The organism is Leucobacter ruminantium, from assembly GCF_017565705.1.
Classification (GTDB): Bacteria; Actinomycetota; Actinomycetes; order Actinomycetales; family Microbacteriaceae; genus Leucobacter; species Leucobacter ruminantium.
Map to the genome: position 1 here is coordinate 91904 of NZ_JAGDYL010000006.1, position 22497 is coordinate 114400.

Consider the following 22497-nt stretch of genomic DNA (forward strand, 5'->3'; position numbering starts at 1 on the left):
CATCATATGATGTGGCGCTCCGGACGGTGCGCCTCGAGCCTCCGATGCTCGACGGTCCGGCAGAAAGGGAACGCTCTTGCGCGTCTCACGTCTTCTCTGCGGCGCAGCCGCACTCTCCCTCACCGCCGCTCTCGCGGCATGCTCCTCGGGAGGATCGGCGCAGACCGACGACGGCGCCGCGGCATCGGCCGACGGCTACCCGATCCAGATCGAGCACGTGTACGGCACGACGACCATCGCAGAGAAGCCCGAGCGCGTCGCGACGGTCGCCTGGGCGAACCACGAGGTGCCCCTCGCCCTCGGGGTCGTACCGGTCGGCATGAGCAAGGCGGCCTGGGGCGACGACGACGGCGACGGGGTGCTGCCCTGGGTCGAGGACCGGCTCGAGGAGCTCGGCGCCGAGACGCCGGTGCTCTTCGACGAGACCGACGGGATCGACTTCGAGGCCGTCAACGACACGAATCCCGACGTGATCCTCGCCGCCTACTCCGGCCTCACCGAGGAGGAGTACCGCACGCTCTCCAAGATCGCGCCCGTGGTCGCCTACCCGGACACGCCGTGGGGCACCTCGCTCGAGGACATGATCGAGCTCGACTCGGCGGCGATCGGCATGCAGCAGGAGGGAGGCGAGCTCATCGACGAGCTCAACGGCGAGATCGAGGCCTCGCTCGCCGCGCACCCCGAGCTCGACGGCAAGAAGCTGCTCTTCGCCTACCTCAACCCTTCCGACCTCTCGAAGATCGGCTTCTACACCGTGCACGACACGCGGCCCGGCTTCCTCGCGGGCCTCGGGCTGCCCCAGCCGGAAATCGTCGAGGAGGAGAGCGGCGAGACGGAGGAGTTCTACGTCGAGCTCAGCTCCGACGTGGCCGACCGCTTCGCCGACGTCGACGTGTTCGTCACCTACGGCGATGCCGACGGCGCGCTCGTGAAGCAGCTCCAGGCGGATCCGCTCCTCTCGCAGATCCCGGCGATCGCGGAGGGACGCATCGCGATCCTCGAGGACTCGACGCCGCTCGCCGCGTCCGCGAACCCGTCGCCGCTCTCCATCGGCTGGGGCATCGACGACTACTTCGCGCTGCTCGCCGACGCGACCGCGGGCTCGGGCGGCGAGTGACCCTTCGGATCCTCGGGCGACCGGCCGCTCCGCCTGCGGCGTCCACCGGGGCGGCGGCGAGACCCGGGTCTCCCGCCGCGGAGGTGCTGCGTCGCGGCGCCGCGCGCCGCACGGGCTGGCTGCTCGTGCTCGGCGTCGCGGTGCTGCTGCTCGGCGTCGTCTCGGTGGCGCTCGGCGCCCGAGACGTTGGGCTCGCGGACATCATCGGCGCGTTCCAGGGATCCTCCGACAGCGTCGGCGAGGGTGCCGTGCTCAAGCGCCTGCCGCGCACGGTGCTCGCCGCGCTCGTCGGCGCGGCGCTCGCGGTCGCGGGCACGGCGATGCAGGCGGTGACCCGCAACCCGCTCGCAGAGCCCGGCATCATGGGCGTCTCGAGCGGCGCCGCGCTGGCCGTGGTCGCGTGCATCAGCTTCCTCGGCGTGCACCGCCCCTTCCCGCTCATGGGGATCGCGATCGCCGGCGCGGCGGGCGCAGCCCTCTTCGTCTACGTCGTCGGATCGCTCGGCGGCGGGGGAGCGACGCCCTACAAGCTGGCGCTCGCGGGTGCCGCGAGCGCCGCGGCCTTCATCTCGCTCACGAACGCCATCATGCTGCCGCGCGTCGACCTGCTGCGCACCTTCCAGTTCTGGCGGGTGGGGAGTGTGGGCGGCGCGAGCTGGGAGAGCATCGCCGTGGCCATGCCCTTCTTCGCCGTCGGCGCCGCGGTCTGCGTCTGGACGGCGCGCGGCATGAACAGCCTCGCGCTGGGGGACGCCCTCGCGACGGGCCTCGGTGAGCACGTGATGCGCACGCGCGCGATCGCCGCGTGCGGCGCGGTGGTGCTCTGCGGGGCGGCGACCGCGGTCGCCGGACCCATCGGCTTCGTCGGACTGCTGGTGCCGCACGCGTGCCGCACCCTCATCGGTCCGGATCACCGCTGGCTGGTGCCCTGCTCTGCGCTGGGCGGTGCGGTGCTGCTGCTCGCCGCGGATGTGCTCGGGCGCGTGATCGCGCGTCCGGAAGAGGTCGAGGCGGGCGTGATCACGGCCTTCCTCGGCGCTCCGTTCCTCATCTGGATCGTGCGCCGGCAGCGGGTGAGGGAGCTGTGAGCGCCGCGCTGGTTGCGGAGGGGCGCAGGCGACGGCTGCGCCGTCGGGGAGTCGCGACCGTCGGACTCGCCGTCGCGGTGCTCATCGGGTTCCTCGCGATGCTCATGGTCGGCCGCACGTTCTACGGCATCGACGAGGTGGTCCGCGTCGTGCTCGGAGAGCCGGTCCCGGGCGCATCGTTCACCGTCGGCGAGCTGCGGCTGCCCCGCGCGACGCTCGCCGTGCTCGCCGGCTTCGCGTTCGGAATTGCGGGCGCGACCTTCCAGACGATGCTCGGCAACCCGCTCGCGTCGCCCGACATCCTGGGCATCAGCTCGGGAGCCGGGGCCGCCGCGGTGTTCGGGATCGTCGTGCTCGGTCTGAACGAGTCGGCCACCTCTGCGTTCGCCCTCATCGGAGCGCTGGCCACGGCGGGGGCCATCTTCCTGCTCTCGAATCGCGGGGGCTTCGTCGGCACGCGCTTCATCCTCATCGGCATCGGTCTCGCCGCCATGCTGCAGAGCATCACCTCGTACATGCTCGCACGCGCCGCGGAGTGGGACATCCAGCGCGCCATGCAGTGGCTCTCCGGCAGCCTGAACGGCGCGAGCTGGGAGCAGCTGCTGCCGCTCGCCCTCGCGACGTGCGCGTTGCTGCCCGTGCTGCTGCTCGGCAGCCGGTCCCTCGAGCTGCTGCGCTTCGGCTCCGACACGGCGACGGCGCTCGGCGTGCCGGTGACGTGGGCGCGTCTCGTCCTGATCGTCGCCTCGGTGGCGCTGCTCGCCTTCGCTACCGCCAGCAGCGGACCCATCATGTTCGTGGCGTTCATGGCGGGACCGATCGCCGCCCGACTCGTGGGGCCGGGCTCCTCGCTGCTGCTGCCCGCGGGGTGCACCGGAGCGCTGCTCGTGCTGCTCGCCGACCTCGCCGGTCAGAACCTCTTCGGGGAGCGCTACCCCGTCGGGGTCATCACGGGCGTGCTGGGTGCGCCCTACCTGATCCTCCTCCTCATCCGCATGAACCGCACAGGACAGACCTCATGACCGCTTCCCCCCACCGGCTGGCCGCAGAGGGGCTCGGCGTCGCCTACGGCGACCGCCGCATCATCGACGGCCTCGACCTGGTCTTCGAGCCGGGCCGCATCACCGCTATCGTCGGACCGAACGGCTGCGGCAAATCCACGCTGCTGCGCAGCTGCGCGCGACTGCTGAAGCCGCTCGCGGGCGCGGTGACGCTCGACGGCAGCGCGATCCACACCCGCTCGACCAAGGAGCTCGCCCGCGTGCTCGGCCTGCTCCCGCAGAACCCCATCGCGCCCGAGGGCATCACGGTCGCCGACCTCGTGGGCCGTGGCCGGCACCCGCACCAGCGCGCGATGGCGCGCTGGACCGCCCACGACTACGAGGCGGTCGCCGCCTCCCTCGACGCCACCGGCACCGGCGACCTCGCCGAACGCGCGGTCGACGAGCTCTCGGGCGGTCAGCGCCAGCGCGTGTGGATCGCGATGGCGCTGGCGCAGGAGACCGAGGTGCTGCTGCTCGACGAGCCGACCACCTACCTCGACGTCACCCACCAGCTCGAGGTGCTCGACCTGCTGCGCGAACTCAACCGCTCGCGCGGCACCACCATCGTGATGGTGCTGCACGACCTCAACCTGGCGGCCCGCTACGCCGACGTGCTCGTCGCGATGCGCGAGGGCAGCGTGCGCGCCGTCGGCTCGCCCGCGACGGTGCTCGAGCCGCCGCTCGTGCGCGAGGTGTTCGCGCTCGACTGCCAGGTGATCGCCGACCCGGTGTGCGGCACCCCACTCGTCATCCCGATCGGAAGGCATCATGTCCAGAACCAGACCGAACCCGCAGGCGCAGCAGAATCCGTTCGGGGTGGCCCGAGCGACGGTTGAGTTTGTCGAACGGGTCTCGCCGACCTTCGTGCGGGTGACCTTCGGCGGCGAGGATCTCCGCGAGATCGGCAACCCCGAGCGCACACTCGACCAGCGCATCAAGCTGATCTTCCCGCCCGCGTCGGGGGAGCTGCCCCGACTCGCAGACGACGCCGATTGGTACGCGGCGTGGCTCGCGATCCCGGAGGCGGAGCGGGGATCGATGCGCACCTACTCGATCCGGGATCTGCGCGTCGAGCCGGACGGCGCGACACGGCTCGTCGTCGACTTCGTGCTGCACCTCGCCCCGGGGGCGACGGGACCCGCATCGCTCTGGGCGAGCCGCGCCGCCGCCGGCGACGAACTGCTCATCATCGGACCGCGCCGAGGTCGCCTCGACGGGGGCGGCATCGAGTTCGAGCCCGGCGAAGCCGCCGGCGTGCTGCTCGCGGGCGACGAGACCGCCGCGCCCGCCATCGCGCGCGTGCTCGAGGAGCTCCCGGCCGACGCGCGGGGCATCGCGTTCATCGAGGTGCCTGAGGCTGGAGACCGCCTTCCCGTCGCGGCGCCCGCCGGCGTCGAGCTGCGCTGGCTGCCGCGCGGCGAGGCGCTGCACGGCACGTCGCTCATCCCGGAAGTGCTCGCGCACCTGGGGGAGCGGGCGGAGCCCGCGATCGAGGACGTCGCGGGTGAGGAGCTGCTCTGGGAGACGCCGCAGTACTCGGGCCTCGGCGAGGAGATCGGCCCCCGGCACGACCGGCACGACCGCTACTACTGGATCGCGGGGGAGAGCGGGGTGGTGACCACGCTGCGCCGCCACCTGGTGCGCGAGCTCGGGATCGCGCGCTCGCAGGTCGCGTTCATGGGCTACTGGCGTCGCGGCGTGGCGATGAAGGGCTGAGCCCCGCGCCCGGGCCTGAACGACGACACCGTCGGCTCGCCCGCGATCCAGAAACGCCACGGGAACGCGGGCCCTCCTGCCTTGCCCGCCACGCCGACGCGCGGACCGCGCGCGATCTCGCGGGGCTCCTCGCCCGCCCCGGGGAGTCGCAGGGCGAACGGTGCCGCGAGCAGATCGAGCCCGTCATGGGTCTCGCGCCGCACCCCGAGCGCGGAGGCGAGGTTTCCCGGCCCGCGGGCGAGCATGCGGGGCTCGACGGGGATCCCTCGCCTCGCCGAGCGGCGCAGCTGCGCGAGTTCGGATCCCTCGACCACCTCGCCGGCCCTGATGAGCACCCCCGATGCCGTGCCCGCGGGGGAGCAGACCAGGTTCAGCGCGAAGTGCATGCCGTAGCTGAAGTAGACGTAGGCGTGACCGGGCGGGCCGAACATCGAGGCGTTGCGCTCGGTGCGACGGTCCTTCGAGTGGGATCCCGCGTCGTAGGGCCCCGCCGTGCCCACGCCGTGATAGGCCTCGACCTCCGTGATGCGCACGGCGACCGCCCCGTCGGGGGAGTCGAGCCGCAGCGTCGCCCCGAGCAGGCGCGGGGCCACCTCGAGAGCGTCGGGCAGGAAGAAGTCGCGCTGCATGCGCTCCATTGTGGCAGGGCGGCGGAACGCGCCGCTGAGCGGGCCCGTGAGTCGCGCGCGGACCGCGGGTCGCGGCGCACTCATACTCGCTTGCAGCGGCCGCGTCAACGGGGTCGGCACGGCGGCCGCGGAAGGGCACGATGGGGAGCGGAACGGAGGTACTCATCATGAGCATCGGAACCGGCATCGTCCTCTTCGTCATCGGAGCGATCCTCGTCTTCGCGGTCAACGTGCAGGTCGACGTCGTCAACCTCGACTTGATCGGCTACATCCTGATGGGAGCGGGCGCGATCGTCTTCTTCCTGGGACTCATCCTGCTGCTCGTGCGCCGCAGGCGCGACGGAGTCGTCGACACGACGATCGAGTAGGGGCGTCCGGCGACCGACCCGCACGACGACATGGCTCCGCCCCCTGGCCGGTCCCGCTAAGATGGAGCAGTTGCCAGGGGGCGTTAGCTCAGTCGGTCAGAGCAGCGGACTCATAATCCGTCGGTCGCGGGTTCAAGCCCCGCACGCCCTACCAGTGTTCGCGAGGGATCGCGCGACGCGATAGCACGAGCGGGGCCCGCGCACCTCCCGGCAGCGCGTCCGCAGAGCGCCGCTACCGCCCGGACTCGGGGTCGTAGCCGGCGTCGATGAGGGAGGCTGCGCGCTCGGTCTGCTGCGCGAAGTCGAGCATGTCGGTGCGGAGCCCGAGGTCGCGGTCGACGTGCAGCGCCATCGAGTGCGCCGCGCTGCGCACGTCGCGCGCCTCGATCGCCTCGAGCACGGCTCCGTGGTCGCGGTGCATCGTCTCGATGGTGGTGCCGAGGATGACGCGCCCCTCGGTGCTCGCGCGTTGCAGGATCGAGAGCACGCCGATGTAGAGGTCGAGCAGCAGCTTGCTGCCGCTGGCCTCGACGACGAGCAGGTGGAAGGCGCCGGGGGTGGCGCTGCGGTCGCAGGTATCGGTGGTGCCCTCGCCCGCGGCGGTCGACCGCGCGTAGGCGTCGCGCAGCGCCTCGAGCTGCTCCTCGCTGCGGTTCACGGCGGCGTGCTGCGCCGCCTCGATCTCGAGGGATCGGCGGTAGACGAGCACCTCCTCGAGGTCGTGCTCGGCGAGGAACTCGGTGAGGATGGTGCTGACCGGGGTGCGCGAGCGGACGAAGGTGCCGACGCCGGGCACGGTCTCGAGCATGCCGAAGGCCGCGAGGGATCGCACGGCCTCGCGCACGGTGGACTTGCCGACGCCGATCAACTCCATGAGCTCGGCTTCCTTCGGGATCAGCGATCCGACGGCCCATTCGCCGCTGGAGATGCGTCCGCGGAGGAAATCGAGCGTGTCGCGTGCTTTCTGAGAGCCGCGAGTCGAGCTTGTCATGTACGACCCCTGTTGATGTGCGAGAAACCTGGGTCAACTATATCGAGCGGGCCCATCGGCGCGGTCCGCGCGGCCCGCGTGAGACGCGGGAACCGGGACGCGTACCCCGACACGCCAGATCAGATCTTATACATCAGATCTACAGGCGACCTGGTGCTAGCGTTCCAGGCATGACGGAAAACGCCCTGCCCTACGACGCGCTCCTGCTCTGCTCGTTCGGCGGCCCGAACGGCCCCGACGACGTGATCCCCTTTCTCAAGAACGTGACCCGCGGCAAGGGCATCCCCGAGGAGCGCCTCGCCGAGGTCGGCGAGCACTACCACCATTTCGGCGGCCGCAGCCCGATCAACGAGCAGAACCTCGCGCTCGTCGCGGCGCTGCGCGACGAGCTGGAGCGGCGAGGGACCGCGCTGCCCGTGATCTGGGGCAACCGCAACTGGCCGCCCTACACGGTCGACACGCTGCGCGACGCGAGCGCCTTCGGGGCGAAGCGGGTGCTCGTCATCGTCACGAGCGCGTACGCCTCGTACTCGGGCAGCCGCCAGTACCGCGAGCACCTCGCCGCCGCGATCGCCGAACTCGGGGCCGAGGCGCCCGAGATCGACATCGTGCGCCCCTTCTTCAACGACCCGGGCTTCATCCGGGGCAACCTCGAAGCGATCGAGGAGGCGGCGGCCCGTCTCGAGGGAGGCCTCGACGGCGCGCGCATCGTCTACGTCACGCACTCCATCCCCGACACGATGCAGGAGGCCTCCGCTGTCACCGGTCCCGGCTACCGGGAGCAGCACGAGGACGTGCGCGCCACGATCGACGCCGCGCTGCACGAGCGCCACGGGATCGAGATCTCATCGTCGCTCGCCTACTGCTCGCGTTCGGGCAGCCCGCACGTGCCGTGGCTCGAGCCCGATGTGAACGACCACCTCGAGGAACTCGCGGCGCAGGGCGTGAAGAAGGTGATCATCGCGCCGATCGGCTTCATCTCCGACCACATGGAGGTCGCGTTCGACCTCGACGTCGAGGCGCTCGAGACGGCCGCCGAGCAGGGCATCGCCGCCGTGCGCGCGGGCACCGTCGGCGTGCGCCCCGTCTTCGTCTCGGGCCTCGTGGATCTCGTGCTGGAGCGCGCGGCTCGCGAGCGCGGCGAAGCCGTAGAGCCGCGTGTCGAGGGATCCCTCCCCGCGCTTCCCGACGTCGCGCCCCCGGGCAGCTGCCGCATGCGCCACGGAGAGGTGACCGGGATCCCCGTGATCGCCGGCACCGCCGACTGAGGCCCCGAGCGCGGACCACGAGCACCGAAGCACGCCGAAGCAACCAGACGAGGAGCAGACGAATGACGAATGAGACGTCAGCGGAGCGGCCGCAGATCGACCACAGCGGGATCGCGGAGCGGATCAATGCCGATGTGAACTACACGATGTACGCGGTGTTCCGCATCGAGCGCGACAGCGGCCGCCTCGGCGTCTCGCCCGCCTGGCGCGAGATTGCGGGCGGCCTGCTCCGCGAGCTCGACGCGATCGAGGGGCTGACCACTCGCGGCTGGTACGACGTCGCGGGCTTCCGTGCCGACGCCGACGTGCTGGTCTGGTGGCATGCGCCCACCTCCGAGGCGCTGCAGGAGGCGTATCGCGCCGTGCTCGAGTGGGGCGGCGGCCGCCTGCAGCCGGTGTGGTCGAACATCGGCGTGCACCGAGCCGCGGAGTTCAATCGCGGGCACGTGCCGGCGTTCCTCGCGGGGGAGGAGCCGCACGGCTACCTCTGCGTCTATCCCTTCGTGCGCGGGCGCGAGTGGTATCTGCTGCCCGACGAGGAGCGCCGCGAGCTGCTGCGCGAGCACGGCGCCGCGGCGCGCGACTACGGCGACGTGCTCGCCAACACCGTCGCCTCGTTCGGACTCGGCGACTACGAGTGGCTGCTGGCCTTCGAGGCCGACGATCTCACGCGCATCGTCGACCTCATGCGCGAGCTCCGGGCGACGGGTGCGAGGCGGCACGTGATCGAGGAGACGCCGTTCTTCACGGGCCCGCGCCGTGCCCCCGAGGAACTGCTCGCCCGCGCGCTCCGCTGAACGCCTCTTCGACCTCGCCTTCCGGGTGAACGGGAAGTGAGCGCAGCCTCACCTTGCTTGCGCGCACGAGGAATCGGCGTAGCTTTGAACGTGACAGTTCGCACGAACGAAAGGGGAACCACTCGATGGCTACCAAGCAGATCAACATTCCCGCAGCGCAGGGCGACCTGCAGCGCCCCACCGGCGTCGCGCAGTACCTCAGCCCGGTGCTGCACGACCTCATCGCCCTCGGCGTCAACGGCAAGCAGGCCCACTGGCACGTGCGGGGCGAGAACTTCATGGGCGTTCACGAGTTCCTCGACCAGGTCGTGACGCACGCGCAGGACGCGGCCGACGAGGTCGCGGAGCGCGTGGTGGCCCTCGGGCTGCCCGTCGACGGCCGCATCGGCACCGTCGCGGCCCGCACCACGACGCCGGAGATGAGCGACGGCTTCCAGCAGTCCGACATCACGGTGCGCGAGGTCGTCGCACAGCTCGACGCGACGCTGGAGACGCTGTACGCGGCGGTGAAGGGGCTCGACGAGATCGACCTCGTCAGCCAGGACATCGTCATCGCGATCGCGCAGCAGCTCGACAAGGATCGCTGGTTCCTGTTCTCGCACTACGCGGAGTAGGGGGGGTCGAGTCGCCGACTCGAGGTCGCACACCCGAAGGGGCGGGAGCGGATTCACTCGAATCCGCTCCCGCCCCTTTTGTGCGCCGAAAACCGCGAATAGATCTGATGAAGTGTGCTAGGTTCTACTCGTAAGGCATGCCTTACCTACATCTCACGATAGACGGAAGGCTGCGCAGATGATCGGAACCCTGATGATCGGCCTGCGCGAGGGCCTCGAGGCCGCGCTCGTGGTGAGCGTGCTGCTCGCCTACGTGAAGCGCATCGGGCGCCCCGACGCGGCACGCAAGATCCGGCTCGGCGTCGCGGCCGCGGTGCTGCTCTCGCTCGTCATCGGCGCGGTGCTCACCTACGGCGCCTACGGGCTCTCCTTCCGCGCCCAGGAGGCGATCGGGGGATCCCTGTCGATCATCGCCGTCGCCATGGTCACCTGGATGGTGTTCTGGATGCTCCGCGCCGCGCGCGGGCTCAGCGGCGAGCTGCGCGAGCAGGTCGACCGCGCGCTCATCGGGGGCGGCTGGGGCGTCGCCGCCATCGGCTTCATCTCGGTCGGGCGGGAAGGGATCGAGACGGCGCTCTTCATCTGGGCCACCACTCGCGCCAGCGAGATCTCGCCGCTCGTCGGCTTCCTCAGCGCGGTCTCTGGCATCGTGCTCGCGGTGCTCCTCGGCTGGGCACTGTTCCGCGGCATGCTGCGGATCGACCTGACGAGGTTCTTCCGCTGGTCCGGCGTGCTGCTCATCGTCTTCGCGGCCGGCGTGCTCGCCTACGGCGTGCACGACCTGCAGGAGGCTGCCTTCCTGCCCGGCCCCTTCGCCGAGGCCCCGGCCGGCGCCGCGCCGCTCCTCGCCGCCTGGTACGGCGACGCCGCATGGGCCTTCCGGATCCCTCACATCATCGCCCCCGACGGCTTCGTCGGCGCGCTGCTCAAGGGCGCCTTCGGCTTCTCGCCCGAGATGACGAAGCTCGAACTGCTCGTGTGGGCCCTCTACCTCGTCCCGACCCTCGTGCTGTTCCTGCGCCGCTCGCTCGCACAGGGACGCGCGACCCGCGAACGCCGCGCCGCCGCGCCGGCCGTCGCCCTCTCGAAAGGAACCCCGTGAATCCACGCACCTCCCGCCGCACTCCGCGCCTCGCCGCGCTCGGTTCCCTCGCCGCGACAGCGGCGGGAGCCCTGCTGCTCACCGGCTGCGTTCCCAACGCGGCGCCCGACGCCCAGAGCATCGCGGTCACAGCGAGCGACACCGACTGCGCGGTCGAAGCCCCGAAGGCCGAGAGCGGGAACGTCACCTTCAGTGTCACCAACGAGGGCACGAAGGTCAACGAGTTCTACGTGCTCGGCGGCAACGCGCTCACCATCGTCGGCGAGGTCGAGAACATCGCGCCGGGGGCGACGCGCGAGCTCACCGTGCAGGTGAACCCCGGGGAGTACTTCACCAGCTGCAAGCCGGGCATGATCGGCGCCGGCGTCGGCCAGGCCGCGTTCACCGTCACCGGCGAGGCGCTGGAGACCTCGCCCGAGGAGGACGCGGTCGTGGAGCAGTACATCGCCTACGTGAAGGCGCAGACCGAGGAGCTCGTGCCGCAGGTCGAGGCCCTCGTCGAGGCCTACAAGGCGGGCGACGACGAGCGGGCCAAGTCGCTCTTCCCCGTGGCTCGCATCAGCTACGAGCGCATCGAGCCGACCGCCGAGCAGTTCGGCGACCTCGACCCGAAGATCGACTACCGCAAGCCGGGAGCCGACGAGGAGGGACTGCCGTTCACCGGGTTCCACCGCATCGAGATGGACCTCTGGCACGACGCCGCGGTCGCGAACGGCGACTACGCGGGCGATCCCGATCTGACCCCGCTCACCCCGGAGCAGCGCGCCGAGCTCGGCGATCGGCTCGTCGCCGACATCACGGAACTCAAGGAGAAGGTGGCCTCGCCCGACTTCGGTCTCACGCTCGCCGACATCACCGAGGGCGCCAAAGGACTGCTCGACGAGATCGCGGCCCCGGACGGCAAGCTGCCGGGCGAGGAGAACGAGTTCGCGCACACCGACCTCTGGGACTTCACGGCCAACGTCGAGGGATCGTACGTGGCCTTCGACACCGTGCGCGGTCTCGCCGAGGCGAACGGCTCCGAGGATCTCGTCGCCGAACTCGACACCGCCTTCGACGACATGTTCGCGCTGCTCGGCACCTACGGCTCCTACGAGAAGGGCTTCGTCTTCTACGACACCGTCGGCGAGGGCGAGCGGCAGGAGCTCGCGGCGAAGCTGAACGCGCTGAGCGAGCCCATGTCCAGGCTCACCGCGGCGGTCGTGAAGAACTAGCGGGCATGAACGGAGCGATGGAACCCGCGGGCGGGGAGCCCGAGGAAGTCGAGGGCGAGGGATCCGGAGAGACCGGTGCCCTGCGCCCATCGCGGCGCGGACTGCTCGGCCTGCTCGGGGCGGGAGTGGCCGGCCTCGCGGTCGGCGGAGCGGGCGGCGCCGCGATCGCCGCCTCGGCGGCCGGCGGCCAGACCGCGGCGGGCCGCTCGTCGGTCGTGCCGTTCCACGGCGAGCATCAGGCCGGCATCGTCACGCCCGCCCAGGATCGGCTGCACTTCGCGGCCTTCAACATGGTCTCCGGCTCCTCCCGCGACGATCTCATCCAACTGCTCCGCGACTGGAGCGAGGCCGCCGAGCGGCTCACGCAGGGCAGGCCGCTCGGCACCGGCCTCGAGCCGGGCGACGCGCTGCTGCCGCCCGACGACACGGGCGAGGCCGAGGGGCTGCAGGCCGGAAACCTCACGCTCACCTTCGGGCTCGGGCGATCCCTCTTCACCGGATCGGGGGAGGGAGGCTCCGAGGATCCCTACGGTATCCGCTCGCAGCTGCCCGCGGCCTTCGAGCCGCTGCCGTCGTTCGCATTCGACCTGCTGGAGCCGGCGCAGAGCGGAGGCGACCTCTGCGTGCAGGCCTGCGCCGATGACCCGCAGGTCGCCGTGCACGCGATCCGCAACCTCGCCCGCATCGCCGTGGGTCGTACGCACCTGGCCTGGAGCCAGCTCGGCTTCGGCCGCACCGCCTCGACGTCGCGCAGGCAGGACACGCCGCGCAACCTCTTCGGCTTCAAGGACGGCACGATGAACGTGATGTCCGACGAGACGGAGGCCCTCGCCGAGCACGTCTGGGTCGGCGACGAGGCTCCCGCATGGCTGCGGGGCGGCAGCTACATCGTCACCCGGAAGATCCTCATGACGATCGAGGCGTGGGATCGCGCGTCGCTCGCGGAGCAGGAGCGCACTTTCGGCCGCACCAAGCTCGCGGGCGCGCCGCTCACGGGCGGCGGCGAGTTCGACCATCCCGACTTCGCGGCCGAGCGCGACGGCGCCCCGGTCATCGACATGGCCGCGCACGTGCGTCTGGCGCACCCCGATCAGAACGGCGGCACGCGCATCCTGCGGCGCGGTTACAACTACGTCGACGGCTCCAACGAGCTCGGGCAGCTCGGGGCCGGGCTGTTCTTCATCTCGTTCCAGAGGGATCCCGCGGCGTTCGTGCGGCTGCAGCGATCCCTGAAGCACGATCTGCTGGGCGAGTACATCAGGCACATCTCCTCCGGCCTGTGGGCCGTTCCGGGGGGCGTGCGCCGCGGCGAGTTCGTCGGGCAGCGGCTGTTCGACTGAGAGCGGTCGGAAGCCGCTCCCGTCAGGCGTCGGCCCCGATCCCGAAGAGCGCCGCGGTCGCGCTGCGCGCCTCGTCGGCACGACCGGCCCTGCCCAGCGCGCGGATACGCTCGCTCGGCTCGTGCAGCAGCCGGCCGGTGAAGCGGCGCAGAGCGCTCTCGATCTCGGTGCTCGACCCGGCGTCGCCGTCCCGCTCGGCGCGCGGGCCGCGCCTCGCGCGGCAGAGCTCGTCCTCCAGAAGACCGAGCACGTGCTCACGCAGCGTGACGAGAGTCGGCAGCGCCTCGCGCTCGGCCTGCGAGGCCGCGAACTCGACGGCGGCCTCCCGCACGAGCCTGCGGGCCTCGGCGCCCGCGCTGAGCTCGGGGATGGGGGCGTGCCGCGCGATGGCGTCGATGTCGAGCAGTTCGACGCCATCGAGGGATCCGACGGCCGGGTCGACGTTGCGGGGCATGCCGAGGTCGAGGAGGAGCCGGGGGCGCGCTTCGAGTCGGGCGAGGTCGGGCGCCGTGATCAGCGGATCGCTGACGCTGCTGCACGCGATGAGGAGGTCGGCCGTGGCGAGCGCATGACCGAAGCCCTCGGGCGGCACGGCGCCGATACCGCGGGCGTCGGCGAAAGCGGCGGCGCGGCCCGAGGGGGAGTGCACCGCGATGCGCTGCGCGCCCCGCGCGTTCAGCGCGGCCACCGTCGCTCCCGCGTAGGCGCCGGTGCCGATGAGCAGCACGCGCGCCTGGGCCCACGATTCGATGCGGCGCTCGGCGAGCAGCAGCCCGAGGCGCACGAGGGATCGGCCCTCGCCCTGGATGCCGGTGCGGTTCTTGACGTCGCGGGAGACGCGGTGCGCCGCCTGGAACAGGCGCTCGAGCGGGTCGGAGACGGTGCCCGCGCGGTGTGCGGCGGAGTGGGCGCGGCGCACCTGCCCGGCGATCTCGCCCTCGCCGACGGCCGCCGACTCGAGACCGCACGCGACCGCGAACAGGTGCTCCGCGGCGAGCTCGTCGGTGTGCACGCCCAGCGCTTCGGAGAGTTCGGCCGTTTCGACCCCGGCCGCCTCGGCGATCCGGCCGACCGAGACATCGGGGTCGCCCTCTCGCAGGTCGAGGTAGGCCTCGAAGCGGTTGCAGGTCGCGACGATCACGGATCCTCGCGCGAAGCCCGGTTCGGCGAGGGATCGGGCGATCTCGGCCGAGCGTCGCTCGAGGTGCTCGAGCAGCGGGATCGGGGTCCTGCGGTAGTCAGCGGAAAGGCAGAGCAGCATGTGAAGATGGTTCTCGACGGCCTCGCGGCCCGGTGGTTCGGTGGATTTCTGGTCGCTGGGATGAGGATAGTCCGTAGATCTGATCTATCTCATCAGATCTATAAGCTAGCATTCCATCCGATGAACGATCTCACCGACACCCGGTCCGCCGCGCTTCCCGCCGGACACCCGCTGCTCGACGGCCGTACGGCCGATGCCCCGCTCGTGCGCGCCCTGCGCGGGGACCGCCCCGAACGCACCCCGGTCTGGTTCATGCGTCAGGCAGGCAGGTCGCTGCCCGAATACCGCGAGCTGCGCGCGGGCATCCCGATGCTCGCGGCATGCCTCGACTCCGCTACGGCGTCGGAGATCACCCTGCAGCCGGTGCGCAGGCACGGCGTGGACGCGGCCGTCTTCTTCAGCGACATCGTGGTGCCGCTCCTGCTCGCCGGGGTAGACGTCGAGCTCGTCGCGGGCCGCGGGCCGGTGTTCGCCGACCCCGTGCGCACGGCGGCCGACGTCGCGCGCTGCAGGCGGGAGCACCCCGTCGAGCGCCTGCGCGAATCGTTCGGACCGGTCGCAGACGCCGTGGCCGCGAGCGTCGCCGAGCTCGGCGGAACGCCGCTCATCGGCTTCGCCGGAGCACCCTTCACCCTGGCGGCCTATCTCGTCGAGGGCGGCCCGTCGAAGGACCACCTGCGGGCTCGCTCGCTCATGCACTCCGATCCCGAGGCCTGGAGCGAACTGCTCGCTTGGGTCGCCGAGCTGAGCGGTGCCTTCCTCGAGGCGCAGGTGCGCGCGGGCGCGAGCGCCGTGCAGCTCTTCGACTCGTGGGCCGGCTCCCTGAGCGCGGTCGACTACCGCGAGCGCGTCGCTCCCGCCTCGCGCGCCACGCTCGCGCCCGTGCGCGACCTCGTGCCCGTGATCCACTTCGCCGTCGGCTCCGGCCACCTGCTCGAGGAGATCGCATCGGTCGGCCGAGACACAGACACGGACACAGACACCGCCGTGACCGTCGGCGTCGACTGGCGCACACCGCTCGACGAGGCCAGCCGCCGCCTCGGCGATGCGGTGCCGCTGCAGGGCAACCTCGACCCGGCCTACCTCGACGCTCCCGCGCCCGTCCTCGAAGCGCACCTCGACGACGTGCTGCGGCGCGGTCTCCGGGCACCCGCCCACGTGCTGAATCTCGGCCACGGCGTGCCGCCTACGGCCGACCCGACGGTGCTCACGCGCATCGTGGAGCTCGCCCATGCCCGATGACCGACCGCGGGTCGCCGTCGTCGGGGGCGGTATCTCAGGTCTCACGGCCGCGCGCGACCTCGCCCGCGGCGGCGCCTCGGTCGAGGTCTACGAGGCCGGGGACGCGCTCGGAGGCAGGATCGCCCAGGCGGAGTTCGGCGGCCACCGCTTCGACGTCGGGGCCGAGGCCTTCGCGACGCGCGGGGGAGCGGTGTCCGCCCTCGCGGACGAGCTCGGGCTGGGCGATCGCGTGGCGGCCCCGGCTCAGCTCGGCAGCTGGGTGATCGCGGGCGGGGTCGCTGCGCCGCTGCCGCCAGCCGGCACCCTCGGCATTCCCGTCGCGCCGCTGTCGGCCGCCTCGCGCCGCGTGCTCGGCATCAGGGGAGCGCTGCGCGCAGCGATCGAACCCCTGCTGCCCGCCCGGGCGGGGCGCGGCTCGCGCTCGCTCGGCGCGCTGGTGCGCAGCAGACTCGGCGCCCGCGTCGTCGAACGGCTCGTGCGTCCCGTGACGCTCGGCGTCTACGCCTCCGACCCCGAGGAGCTGCCCGTCACGGCGGCGCAGGGACTCGCCGAGGCCTTCGCCGCCCGCGGATCCCTGCTCCGCGCCGCCCGCGAGCTCCGCGACCGCACGACCTCGGCCGGCGGGGCGGTCGCGGCGTTCGAGGGAGGCATGGCGCCGCTCGTCGCGGCGCTGGAGACGGACCTCGCCGCGGCCGACGTTCCCGTGCGCACGCGCACGCCGATCTGCGGCGTCGAACGGATCGGGGGCCGCTGGCTGCTGCGCGGCTCATCCGGCGAGGAAACCGGTTCGGCCGATGCGCTGCTGCTCGCGGTTCCCGAGTCTCGAGCCCGCGCCGTCCTCGGCCTGCCGCAGCGGCCGGGCTCCGAGCACCGCGTCGAGGTGATCGCACTGCTGATCGACGACTCCCGCCTCGACGGCGCCCCGCGCGGCACCGGTGTGCTCGTCGCCCCCGACGGCGCGGAGCACGGGATCCGCGCCAAGGCGCTCACCCACGTCACCGCGAAGTGGCCCGACCGCGCCGCCGCTCTCCCCGAGGGCAGACACCTGCTCAGGCTGTCCTACGGCCGCGCCGGCAGCTCGCCCGAGACGGACGGTCTCGACGACGATGCGGCGCGCGCGCTCGCCCTGGCCGACGCGTCGCGCATACTCGGGATCGAACTCGCATCCCGCGACGTGCGCGCCTTCGCGAGGCACCAGTGGGAGATGTCACTGCCCGCCTCCGATCCCTCGCCGCTCGATGCGATGAGGGATCCCTCGCGCACGACGGGCGAACCCGAGCCCGCGATCGACGTGACCGGCGACTGGGTCGCGGGCACGGGGCTCGCCTCGGTCGTGCCGGCCGCCCGCGCCGCGGCGGGCCGCCTGCTCGAGGCGCTGAGGGATCCCTCGCGCAGCGGCGGCCACCGTCCGACCGCACCCCACCCGCACCGCGGGGAAGCCGCCCGACCCCAGGAGTCAGCCGCATGAACACCCTCGACCGTCACAACACCGGAGCAGAGGGGACGCGCGTGTTCGTCGCCGAGGGAGCCGTCGACGCCGCGCCCGGCCTGCTGCGGGTGGGCACGCGCGGCAGCGCCCTCGCCGTCGCGCAGACGACGACCGTCGCCGAGATCATGGCCGCCGCGACCGGGCTCGACGTCGCCCTCGTGATCGTCACCACGCAGGGCGACACCTCGCGCGCGCCGCTCTCGCAGCTCGGAGGCACCGGCGTCTTCGTGAGCACCCTGCGCGACGCGCTGCTCGCGGGGGAGTGCGACTTCGCCGTGCACTCGCTGAAGGACCTGCCGACCGGGGCCTGCCCGGGCATCGGGATCGGCGCGATCCCCGAGCGCGCGGACGCCCGCGACGCACTCTGCGCGCGCGACGGGCTGACGCTCGACGCGCTGCCGAGCGGCGCGCGGGTCGGCACCGGATCGCCGCGCCGCGCCGCGCAGCTCCTCGCGCGTCGCCCCGACCTCGACGTGCGCGATCTGCGCGGCAACGTCGACACCCGCCTCGGCCGGGTCGGCGTCGACCTCGACGCCGTCGTGCTCGCCTGCGCCGGGCTCGACCGGCTGGGGCGATCCGAGTCGATCACCGAGCGCTTCCCGCTCGACGAGGCGCCGGCAGCACCCGGGCAGGGGGCTCTGGCTATCGAGGTGCGCGCCGACGATGCGACGCGCTCGCCATACGCCGAGGCCCTCGCCGCGCTCGACCACGCGGAGTCGCGCGCGAGCGCCCTCGCGGAGCGCGCCGTCCTCGCCACGCTCGAGGCCGGCTGCGGCGCGCCCGTCGGCGCGACCGCGCACGTCGGGGAGGGCAGGCTCGTGCTGCGCGCCGAGGTCGCGAGCCTCGACGGCACGCAGCGCCTCGTCACGGTGGAGGAACTGCCCTGGGCGGCAGGCGACCCCGAGCACGCGCAGACCCCGCAGCGGCTCGGACGGGCCGTCGCGCAGCGCCTGTTCGAGATGGGCGCCGCGATGATCGCTCCGCTCTCCGGGACGGCACCGGGGGCGGACCGCCCGGGAGGGTCCCGCCCCGACTCATCACTCCCGGGAGCACCGCGATGACCACCGGGCTCGCGGGGCGCCGTATCCTCGTGCCGCGCGGCGGCGCCGCGGGCGCGCGCTGGGCCGACGCGATCCGCGAGCGCGGCGGCGAGCCGATCGTCGCGCCGCTCCTCGAGACTGCGCCGCCCCGCGATCCCTCGCCGCTCGCCTCAGCCGTCGAACGGTGGAACCGCGGGGCGTACGACTGGCTGGTGGTGACGAGCGCGAACGGCGCGCACGCCTTCGCCGACGCGGGCGCGCTGCCCGGTGCGGACGCCGATGTGGCGGCGGTGGGCCCGACGACCGCCGCTGCGCTTCGCGAGCGCGGCTTCCGGGTGGCCCTGCAGCCCGAGCGGGACTGTACGGCCGTCGGTCTCGCGGCGGCGCTGCTCTCGCGGATCGGGACGGTCGAGCGCGGGGGCACGGCCGTCGGTGCGGCGGCCATGCGCATCCTCCTGCCCGTCTCCGAGCTGGCGGGCACTGAGATCGAGACCGCCCTCGCCCGCGCCGGTCACGCGCCCGAGAGGGTCACGGCCTACCGCACGCTCCCGACGCCGCGAGACCCCGGCATCGAGGCTCGGGTCGCCGCCGGTGCGGTCGACGCCGTTCTCGTGCTCAGCGGCTCCGGCGCCGATGAGGCGGCCCGCCGATTCGGGCCCGCGCTCACCCGGGTGCAGGGCGCCGCGCCCGGTGCCGGTGCCGCCCCCGGAGGTGGAACCGACCTCCCCTCGGGCATCTCCGTCGCGGCGATCGGTGCTCCCACCGCCCGCGCACTCGCCGTGCACGGGATCCCCGTCGCGGCCGTCGCCGAACATCCCACCCCCGAGGCGCTCCTCGACGCGCTCACCACTGCGCTCGCCGGGCGCCCCCTCCCAGCTTCCGATCCCTCACCCGCAGAAGGAACCCACGCATGAACAGGCCACCCGTCATCAGACCCCGACGCCTCCGCCGCACCCCGGCCCTGCGGCGTCTCGCAGCCGAGACCCGACTCCACCCGGCCGAGCTCATCCTGCCCGCGTTCGTGCGCGAGGGCATCGACGAGCCCCGCCCGATCTCGTCGATGCCCGGCACCGTGCAGCACACCATCGACTCGCTGCGGCGCGCGGCGGCCGAAGCGGCCGAAGCCGGCGTCGGAGGCATCATGCTCTTCGGAGTGCCCGAGCAGCGCGATGCGCGCGGCAGCGCGGCCGACGACCCCGACGGCATCCTCAACCTCGCCACGCGCGCCGTCGTGGAGGAGGCGGGCGACGCCCTCGTGGTGCAGACCGACCTCTGCCTCGACGAGTTCACCGACCACGGCCACTGCGGCGTGCTCGACCCCGACGGCGACGGCGGCATCGACAACGACGCGTCCCTCGAACGCTACCGATCCATGACGCTCGCTCAGGCGGCGGCCGGCTCGGCCGTGCTCGGGCTCTCCGGCATGATGGACGGGCAGGTCGCGGCGGTGCGCGAGGCGCTCGACGAGGCCGGCTACGAGGAGACCGCGATCCTCGGCTACTCGGCGAAGTACGCCTCGGCCTTCTACGGTCCGTTCCGCGAGGCGGTCGACTCGCAGCTCCAGGGGGATCGCCGCTCGTACCAGCAGGATCCCGCGAACCGTCGCGAGGGCGTGCGCGAGGCCGAGCTCGACCTCGCCGAGGGAGCCGACGTGCTCATGGTGAAGCCGGCCATGTCCTACCTCGACGTGCTGGCCGATGTCGCGGCCTTCAGTCCGGTTCCCGTCTGGGCCTACCAGGTGTCGGGGGAGGCCGCGATGATCGAGGCGGCGGCCGCCAACGGCTGGATCGACCGCAGACGAGCGATCGAGGAGTCGGTGCTCGGCATCAAGCGCGCGGGGGCCGATGCCGTGCTGAGCTACTTCGCCGTCGAGCTCGCGGGGTGGATCCGATGAGCGGCGGAATCGGCGGAGCGCCGGTGCCTGCGGCTTCGACTCCCGCGGCACCCGCCGGCCCCGCCCGCAGCGCGGCACTCGCGGAACGGGCCTCCCGCGTGATCCCGGGTGGTGTGAATTCGCCGGTGCGCGCATTCGGCTCCGTCGGCGGCACCCCGCGCTTCCTCGTCTCGGGGAGCGGACCCTACGTCACCGACGCCGACGGCGCCGAGTACGTCGACCTCGTGGCCTCGTGGGGCCCTGCGCTGCTCGGCCACGCGCAGCCCGACGTCGTCGAGGCCGTGCGCAGCGCGGCGAGCCGCGGGCTCGGCTTCGGCGCCTCCGTGCCCGAGGAGGCCGAGCTCGCAGAGGAGATCATCGCGCGCGTGCCGCTCGTCGAGCGGGTGCGCCTCGTGTCGACGGGCACCGAGGCCACGATGACGGCGATTCGGCTCGCCCGAGGCGCGACGGGCCGCCCGCTCCTCATCAAGTTCGCCGGCCACTATCACGGGCACTCCGACGGACTGCTCGCCGAGGCCGGCTCCGGCCTCGCCACGCTCGCCCTGCCGGGCTCCGCCGGCGTCACGGCCGAGACCGCCGCGCAGACCCTCGTGCTGCCCTACAACGATCTCGGCGCCCTCGAGCGCGCCTTCGCCGAGCACGGCGACCGCATCGCCGCCGTCATCGCCGAGGCCGCAGCCGCCAACATGGGCGTGCTGCCGCCCGAGCGCGGCTTCACCCGGGGCATGATCGAGCTCGCGCACGCGCACGGCGCGCTCGTGATTCTCGACGAGGTGCTCACCGGCTTCCGCGCCGGTCCGGGCGGATACTGGGGCATCGAGCGCGCGGACATGCCGGAGGGCGCCGCCCCAGACCTCGTCACCTTCGGCAAGGTGGTGGGCGGCGGGCTCCCGCTCGCCGCGCTCGGGGGCCGCGCCGACCTCATGGAGCTGCTCGCCCCGCTCGGCCCGGTCTACCAGGCGGGCACGCTGTCGGGCAATCCGCTCGCGGTGGCCGCCGGACTGACGACGCTCCGCCTTGCGGATGACGGCGCCTACGCTCGACTGGGCCGCGCGGCCGACGCGATCTCGAGCGGCCTCTCGGAGGCACTCGCCTCCGCCTCGGTGCCGCACCGCGTGCAGCGGGCGGGCACACTGTTCAGCCCCGTCTTCGGCGACTACACCGAAGCGCCGCGGGACTACGCCGACATGCAACGGCAGGAGACGTGGCGCCACCGGGCATTCTTCCACGCGATGCTGGAGCAGGGCGTCAACCTGCCGCCGAGCGCCTTCGAGGCGTGGTTCGTGACCGCGGCGCACGACGACGCCGCGATCGAACGCGTGATCGCGGCGCTGCCCGCCGCCGCGCGGGCGGCGGCGTCGGCGAGGCCTCCCTCCGCGGATTGAGCGAGCGGAGCGAGTCGAAATCGAGGAGCGATCCAGGATTCGACTCGCTCCGCCCGTCGAGCCTGCGGGAGAACCCTACGCCGCGACGCTCGGCGCGGGCGCGGGGGTCGAGCAGAGGTACTCCTCGACGAACCGCCCGAGCACCATGTGCGAGGCGCGCACATCCACGCTCGCCGCGCGGGCGAGAATCGTGTCGACCTCGCTCGGCTCGAAGTAGCCGTGGCTCGCGTAGGCGCGCACCCGCGAGGAGAACGAGGCCGTGTCGAGTTCGGGGTGGAACTGGGTGGCGTAGACGTTGCTGCCGACGCGGAAGGCCTGCACGGGACAGGTGGGGGAGCCCGCGAGCACGACGATGCTCTCGGGTACCGCGCTGATGGCCTCCTTGTGTCCGACGAAGGCGTAGAAATCGGCGGGCAGCTCGTGGAACAGCCGGTCGCGCGCGCCCTCCTCGGTGAGGCTGATGAGCACGGCCTGCGAGGTCTCGCCGTAGGTGCGGTCCACGCGGGCGCCCTGGTGCGCGCCGATCGTGCCGATGCCGTAGCAGACGCCCAGGAACGGCACGTCGAGCCGCACGACCTCGTCGAGCAGCTCGGCGAGCTCGCGCTCCACTCGCAGCTCGGTCGGCGACTTCCTCTCGACGGGCTCGCTCACGGTGAAGGGGCTGCCCGCGAGGATGATGCCCGAGTAGCGTTCGAAGTCGATCGGCCCGAGCGGGGCGCGGTCGATGCGGCGCCACTCGAGATCCTCGGGGAGGAGCCCCGTGAGGCGGCAGTAGGCCGCGTGCTCGTCAGCGGCCTCGAGGTCCTCGCCCCGGGTCGTGATGAGGAGGAACGGCTTCATGCTCACTACCGTAGCGTTGGCGAGGGATCCTGCCGAGCGGATCACGAACTGTTACGCGC

The 22497-nt window shown here is 72.6% G+C and carries 22 protein-coding genes and 1 tRNA gene; 19 read left to right on the top strand and 4 right to left on the bottom strand.

Annotated elements, in window-relative coordinates; genetic code table 11:
- Window positions 1-76 precede the first annotated feature (76 nt).
- Genes J4H91_RS04965 through J4H91_RS04985 form a run of 5 tightly spaced genes read left to right on the top strand, consistent with a single transcriptional unit; the run spans window position 77 to window position 4964 of the window.
- Window positions 77-1117 carry an ABC transporter substrate-binding protein gene (locus J4H91_RS04965; RefSeq protein WP_208045157.1) on the top strand — a complete coding sequence of 347 codons (1041 nt, stop codon included), beginning with the start codon at window positions 77-79 and terminating at the stop codon, window positions 1115-1117.
- Window positions 1114-2205, top strand: coding sequence for a FecCD family ABC transporter permease (locus J4H91_RS04970; protein WP_424960826.1), 1092 nt, complete (start codon window positions 1114-1116; stop codon window positions 2203-2205). Before J4H91_RS04965 ends, J4H91_RS04970 begins: the two co-directional genes overlap by 4 nt.
- Window positions 2202-3227: a FecCD family ABC transporter permease gene (locus J4H91_RS04975; RefSeq protein ID WP_341783444.1), complete on the top strand. Its 1026-nt coding sequence runs from the start codon at window positions 2202-2204 to the stop codon at window positions 3225-3227. Before J4H91_RS04970 ends, J4H91_RS04975 begins: the two co-directional genes overlap by 4 nt.
- Window positions 3224-4084 (top strand): ABC transporter ATP-binding protein, encoded by an 861-nt coding sequence (locus J4H91_RS04980; RefSeq protein WP_208045158.1) that lies wholly within the window; start codon window positions 3224-3226, stop codon window positions 4082-4084. Before J4H91_RS04975 ends, J4H91_RS04980 begins: the two co-directional genes overlap by 4 nt.
- Window positions 4017-4964: a siderophore-interacting protein gene (locus J4H91_RS04985; RefSeq protein ID WP_208045159.1), complete on the top strand. Its 948-nt coding sequence runs from the start codon at window positions 4017-4019 to the stop codon at window positions 4962-4964. Before J4H91_RS04980 ends, J4H91_RS04985 begins: the two co-directional genes overlap by 68 nt.
- Here J4H91_RS04985 and J4H91_RS04990 read toward each other — a convergent pair.
- Window positions 4931-5593, bottom strand: a complete 663-nt coding sequence (locus J4H91_RS04990) for a DNA-3-methyladenine glycosylase (RefSeq protein ID WP_208045160.1) — start codon at window positions 5591-5593, stop codon at window positions 4931-4933. The two genes, J4H91_RS04985 and J4H91_RS04990, sit on opposite strands and share 34 nt — an antisense overlap.
- Before the next feature lie 167 nt (window positions 5594-5760).
- Between J4H91_RS04990 and J4H91_RS04995 the strand changes: the two genes are divergently transcribed.
- Together J4H91_RS04995 and J4H91_RS05000 are read left to right on the top strand one after the other, a co-directional pair.
- Window positions 5761-5961 carry a DUF6458 family protein gene (locus J4H91_RS04995; RefSeq protein WP_208045161.1) on the top strand — a complete coding sequence of 67 codons (201 nt, stop codon included), beginning with the start codon at window positions 5761-5763 and terminating at the stop codon, window positions 5959-5961.
- Between the two features lie 77 nt (window positions 5962-6038).
- Window positions 6039-6115 (top strand) — tRNA-Ile (locus tag J4H91_RS05000).
- A gap of 78 nt (window positions 6116-6193) precedes the next feature.
- Here J4H91_RS05000 and J4H91_RS05005 read toward each other — a convergent pair.
- The gene (locus J4H91_RS05005; RefSeq protein ID WP_208045162.1) at window positions 6194-6952 is read right to left on the bottom strand and encodes a FadR/GntR family transcriptional regulator; all 759 of its coding nucleotides are present in this window, start codon (window positions 6950-6952) and stop codon (window positions 6194-6196) included.
- Between the two features lie 170 nt (window positions 6953-7122).
- On the opposite strand from J4H91_RS05005, the gene J4H91_RS05010 reads away from it, so the two are divergent.
- The 6 genes from J4H91_RS05010 to efeB all read left to right on the top strand — a co-directional run bounded on the left by J4H91_RS05010 (window position 7123) and on the right by efeB (window position 13287).
- Window positions 7123-8220 carry a ferrochelatase gene (locus J4H91_RS05010; RefSeq protein WP_208045163.1) on the top strand — a complete coding sequence of 366 codons (1098 nt, stop codon included), beginning with the start codon at window positions 7123-7125 and terminating at the stop codon, window positions 8218-8220.
- A gap of 62 nt (window positions 8221-8282) precedes the next feature.
- A complete protein-coding gene (gene hemQ / locus J4H91_RS05015) occupies window positions 8283-9017 on the top strand; it encodes a hydrogen peroxide-dependent heme synthase (protein WP_208045164.1) in 735 nt (244 codons plus the stop codon).
- A 125-nt stretch (window positions 9018-9142) separates the two neighbouring features.
- A complete protein-coding gene (locus J4H91_RS05020) occupies window positions 9143-9631 on the top strand; it encodes a Dps family protein (RefSeq protein ID WP_208045165.1) in 489 nt (162 codons plus the stop codon).
- A gap of 178 nt (window positions 9632-9809) precedes the next feature.
- Window positions 9810-10733, top strand: a complete 924-nt coding sequence (gene efeU / locus J4H91_RS15785) for an iron uptake transporter permease EfeU (protein ID WP_208045166.1) — start codon at window positions 9810-9812, stop codon at window positions 10731-10733.
- Complete coding sequence (gene efeO, locus J4H91_RS05030; RefSeq protein ID WP_208045167.1) at window positions 10730-11947, top strand: iron uptake system protein EfeO; 1218 nt, start codon at window positions 10730-10732, stop codon at window positions 11945-11947. Before efeU ends, efeO begins: the two co-directional genes overlap by 4 nt.
- Window positions 11948-11952: 5 nt before the next feature.
- Window positions 11953-13287, top strand: coding sequence for an iron uptake transporter deferrochelatase/peroxidase subunit (gene efeB, locus J4H91_RS05035; protein WP_208045168.1), 1335 nt, complete (start codon window positions 11953-11955; stop codon window positions 13285-13287).
- Between the two features lie 22 nt (window positions 13288-13309).
- On the opposite strand, the gene J4H91_RS05040 is transcribed toward efeB, so the two are convergent.
- Complete coding sequence (locus J4H91_RS05040) at window positions 13310-14548, bottom strand: glutamyl-tRNA reductase (RefSeq protein ID WP_208045169.1); 1239 nt, start codon at window positions 14546-14548, stop codon at window positions 13310-13312.
- 120 nt (window positions 14549-14668) lie between these two features.
- Here J4H91_RS05040 and hemE point away from each other — a divergent pair, with 120 nt between their 5' ends.
- From hemE to J4H91_RS05070, 6 genes are read left to right on the top strand one after another with little or no spacing between them, the layout of a single operon-like run.
- Window positions 14669-15790 (top strand): uroporphyrinogen decarboxylase, encoded by a 1122-nt coding sequence (gene hemE / locus J4H91_RS05045; protein WP_208045170.1) that lies wholly within the window; start codon window positions 14669-14671, stop codon window positions 15788-15790.
- The gene (locus J4H91_RS05050; protein WP_208045171.1) at window positions 15780-17258 is read left to right on the top strand and encodes a protoporphyrinogen/coproporphyrinogen oxidase; all 1479 of its coding nucleotides are present in this window, start codon (window positions 15780-15782) and stop codon (window positions 17256-17258) included. The genes hemE and J4H91_RS05050 overlap by 11 nt, the downstream gene beginning before the upstream one ends.
- Window positions 17255-18340 (top strand): hydroxymethylbilane synthase, encoded by a 1086-nt coding sequence (gene hemC / locus J4H91_RS05055; protein WP_208045172.1) that lies wholly within the window; start codon window positions 17255-17257, stop codon window positions 18338-18340. Before J4H91_RS05050 ends, hemC begins: the two co-directional genes overlap by 4 nt.
- Window positions 18337-19233 (top strand): uroporphyrinogen-III synthase, encoded by an 897-nt coding sequence (locus tag J4H91_RS05060; RefSeq protein WP_208045173.1) that lies wholly within the window; start codon window positions 18337-18339, stop codon window positions 19231-19233. Before hemC ends, J4H91_RS05060 begins: the two co-directional genes overlap by 4 nt.
- A complete protein-coding gene (hemB, locus tag J4H91_RS05065) occupies window positions 19230-20213 on the top strand; it encodes a porphobilinogen synthase (protein WP_208045174.1) in 984 nt (327 codons plus the stop codon). The genes J4H91_RS05060 and hemB overlap by 4 nt, the downstream gene beginning before the upstream one ends.
- Window positions 20210-21598 (top strand): glutamate-1-semialdehyde 2,1-aminomutase, encoded by a 1389-nt coding sequence (locus J4H91_RS05070; RefSeq protein WP_208045175.1) that lies wholly within the window; start codon window positions 20210-20212, stop codon window positions 21596-21598. The genes hemB and J4H91_RS05070 overlap by 4 nt, the downstream gene beginning before the upstream one ends.
- A gap of 75 nt (window positions 21599-21673) precedes the next feature.
- Here the strand turns inward: J4H91_RS05070 and J4H91_RS05075 are convergent, their stop codons facing one another.
- Window positions 21674-22438, bottom strand: coding sequence for a glutamine amidotransferase (locus tag J4H91_RS05075; protein WP_208045176.1), 765 nt, complete (start codon window positions 22436-22438; stop codon window positions 21674-21676).
- Between the last annotated feature and the right edge of the window lie 59 nt (window positions 22439-22497).